Below are 3,328 nucleotides of genomic sequence, written 5' to 3' on the forward strand. Positions count from 1 at the left end.
AGACTTTAGTCAGAATGTGCAGACCGCCAAAAACGAACTCAACAAAGCCATTGATAAGCTAGAGGCGCAATATCACAAGGGTCAAGTTAGCCTTGTTGAGTACATAAACAAGCGCGAACAATTAGAAAACACCGCTGACTTACTGAGCGCCCTAGCGGAGGGTTTAGCTGCGCCGACCGATCGCGTTTCTGGTATTGTCGCAGCCAGTGTCAGTCCGAGTGTGGCGCAAGCCATTGGTCAGCATGTTAAAACCCATCAAGGGATGGGTGGCGAAGGCAGTGCTGCGCACTTGCTCGCTCATGGTTTGTTAGCGGGTGCGGTGGCTGCCGCAGGCGGTAACGATATGCTGAGCGCAGCGGGCGCTGCGATTACTGCGGAGGCGGCCGCTCCGCTTTTAGCGCAATACCTCTACGGCAAAAAAGCAAAGGCTCTCACTGCGGATGAGAAAAGCACCCTGCTCGCCATCACGGGGCTCTTGGGTGCCGGGTTGGGTGCGAGCTCGGGTAGCCATGCCGGTATCGTTCAAGGCGGGCAAGCCGCGTCAAATGCGGTGGAGCATAATCAGTTGTCTGATCTTAATGGATTATTTGGGGTAAACCAATGGGGGCCTAGAGCAGCTTCTTTAGTTAATTTTAAAGTCAGTGAAGGGGCGACTGCTGAGGAGATAACAGAGGCGTTGATCGATTATATAACGGGTGTTGGCTATGACAGTGGTGTTACTGATGGTATTTTGATATGGGCTGGTGCTCCGATTGTTCTCGCCGGCATAACACAAGCTCCGGCAGTAGTGGCAAACCCTGCAGTATTAGCGTTTTTGAAGGGGTATGGCGTGGCAGCTGGGATGTCTATTGGGGAAAGCCTCGTAGTGAGCAGGTTTGCTAAGTCAGACTATAAGGTTTCAAATTTAGCCAGTGATTTAACGGTAGGCGCATCGAATAATATGGCAACCAAATTTTTAGTAAAAGCAGCACAACCTATTGGTTTAGTTCAAGAAATGCCTAAAAAAACTGAGATTTTTTTAAACAATCATGGAAGAGTTCAAGGGTATTTTCTCGGCTCAGGTGTCTCTAGCTTTTTTGACTATACTTTAGGAGACAGGAATAAAACACTTATAGATTTTTCGCGTCAGAAAGAGCAAGGAAAAAACCATGATTGATTGGAATAAGAATTATGATGCTAGTGCCAATGCTTTGACTCAGTGGGGTAATATTTTAATAACGCCTGTAGCTAGTTTCTATGTGTTTTTAGTCAGGAAGCTGTTTAAAAAAATAAAAAAGATACATTATTATATTGTTTTGATGTTGATTGGTTTAACGATTTATTTAGGTTTGTTAGTGTTTGCATGGCTGTTCTTTTTTGATTTGGAGGAGTTTGACTACTCTGGCGCCTTCTTTTTTTGGCTAGCCATTATGATTTTTGGTCGTCGCTATTTGCCAATATGGGTTGAGGAGGATGCGAAAGAGGTAGGGGACGATCGTACAGTGAAAGATAAGTGCGGCCCTGCTGATGACGCAAAGTAGGGCAATAGACTTTTAACGCTCTGATCAGGCGAACACACATAGCGGTGTAAATATACAGGTCTCAGTATTACAGATGCTGATACTCAATGCTTGTTGAGTACTTAAACAAGCGCGAATCATTAGAAAACACCGCTGACTTACTGAGCGCCCTAGCGGCGGGTTTAGCTGCGCCGACCGATCGCGTTTCTGGTATTGTCGCAGCCAGTGTCAGTCCGAGTGTGGCGCAAGCCATTGGTCAGTATGTTAAAACCCATCAAGGGATGGATGGTGCAGGTGAAGGCAGTGCCGCGCACTTGCTCGCCCATGGTCTGTTAGCGGGTGCGGTGGTTGCCGCAGGCGGTAACGACATGCTGAGCGCAACGGGCGTTGCTATCACTGCGGAGGCGGCCGCTCCGCTTTTAGCGCAATACCTCTACGGCAAAAAAGCAAAGGCTCTCACTGCGGATGAGAAAAGCACCCTGAGCGCTATCACGGGGCTCTTGGGTGCTGGGGTGGGCGCAAGCTCAGGTAGCCATGCCGGTATCGTTCAAGGCGGGCAAACCGCGTCAAATGCGGTGGCGCATAACTTATTAACGGAATTAGAATATAAAACACGTCAAGAGCTTTTAGATGCTTTTGAGGCGAGAGCTAAACGAGGCTTCACTTTGGAAGAGGCAAAAGAATTTCTTAATTTAGTACAAAAAGATGGTTACATTGATGAGTTAATTGAGCGTTATCAAGCGGATTCTTTTTCATTAAATCCAAGAGAGCGTCAGTTCTTGAAAAATGCACTTTTACAAATCGCACAAGGTGATGAAAATAAGGTCCAATATATCCTCTCCATTCCTATTACTCAAAAAATCGATGATGGGCGAGTAGGAGAAGCTTATCTTAAAGCGCGCCAACAAGTCGGTGTTGATAACTCAATGGATATGAAATTGGCTAGGGCAGCAGAACCCGCGTTGTTTTTGCTTGGTGGTACTGGTTGGGCTAGGGCTTCCCTGAAAGGATATGGAATTCCGGCTGCTAAGTCTGTGGCTGGTGGTATTGGAACCTCATTAGTATTGGATGAGGATTATAAAAAATCAAACTTGGTTTATGATTTAACGCTTGGCGTGCTTGTCGATGCAAATGTTAAAAGAATTGTTAGAGTGTTAGATTTAAAGGGTTTCGATAGAAGAGTCATTGAGTGGAATGGCAAAGTTGTTAATTATTTTTTTGGCAGTGGCGTGAGTAGTGCAATTGGTGGCACGGTATTAGAAAGAAAGGACACACTCATAGTGGAAAAGCAAAACCTATGGCAGTAATTTCAAAAAATAGATGGTACTGAATGAAAAAGATCAAGTTCAAGGAGTTGCCCGATGGTTCGGGTGATGGTATTTCCGGTATTAGTCACATGTTTATCGGACTTAATAGTTGGCTTTCTTTAGTGATTGTCAGGTTGTTTGTGTCAAAAGAAACGCTTAGGGTTTGTTATGTAGTTTGGGTGATGTGTTTTTTGTTGACATTCATAGAGCTGTACATAATCAATTCTTTAGCCTTGGGTTCATTTACGCTTTATTTAAAAAGAGCCTTGATACTTTTAACACTTACGATTGTTTTGTATTTCTTTGGAAGGGGCTCGTTGCCTTATTTTGATGAAAGTAATGAGACTTCACAATAAGGCTGAAATTGGTGCCTGAAAAAGCTAGTTAAACAGAAACAGTAGATGTAAATTCTAGCTGGCAGGGTCAGACGCGAAGCGACGAGGGGAAAACCACGCACACACTGGGTGGTAGCATGGGGTCTGGCAATGACATAGATCGTCAAGAGCGCACCACGGCTAGCGG

The 3,328-nt window shown here is 45.3% G+C and carries 4 protein-coding genes; all 4 read left to right on the plus strand.

Features of this window, described 5'->3' with window-relative positions; all coding sequences use genetic code 11:
• Nucleotides 1-1,156, plus strand: a 1,156-nt coding sequence (locus A3GA_RS11900) for a VENN motif pre-toxin domain-containing protein (RefSeq protein WP_018027448.1), incomplete at its 5' end; no start/stop codon positions are given.
• Nucleotides 1,149-1,520, plus strand: coding sequence for a hypothetical protein (locus A3GA_RS0110965; RefSeq protein ID WP_018027449.1), 372 nt, complete (start codon nt 1,149-1,151; stop codon nt 1,518-1,520). The genes A3GA_RS11900 and A3GA_RS0110965, both read left to right, overlap by 8 nt.
• Nucleotides 1,521-1,606: 86 nt before the next feature.
• On the plus strand, nt 1,607-2,806 hold the full coding sequence (locus A3GA_RS0110970; RefSeq protein ID WP_018027450.1) for a VENN motif pre-toxin domain-containing protein: 1,200 nt from the start codon (nt 1,607-1,609) through the stop codon (nt 2,804-2,806).
• A gap of 23 nt (nt 2,807-2,829) precedes the next feature.
• A complete protein-coding gene (locus A3GA_RS0110975) occupies nt 2,830-3,162 on the plus strand; it encodes a hypothetical protein (RefSeq protein ID WP_018027451.1) in 333 nt (110 codons plus the stop codon).
• Nucleotides 3,163-3,328 lie beyond the last annotated feature (166 nt).

It is taken from the genome of Oligella urethralis DSM 7531 (assembly GCF_000372065.1).
GTDB classification, from domain to species: domain Bacteria; phylum Pseudomonadota; class Gammaproteobacteria; order Burkholderiales; family Burkholderiaceae_B; genus Oligella; species Oligella urethralis.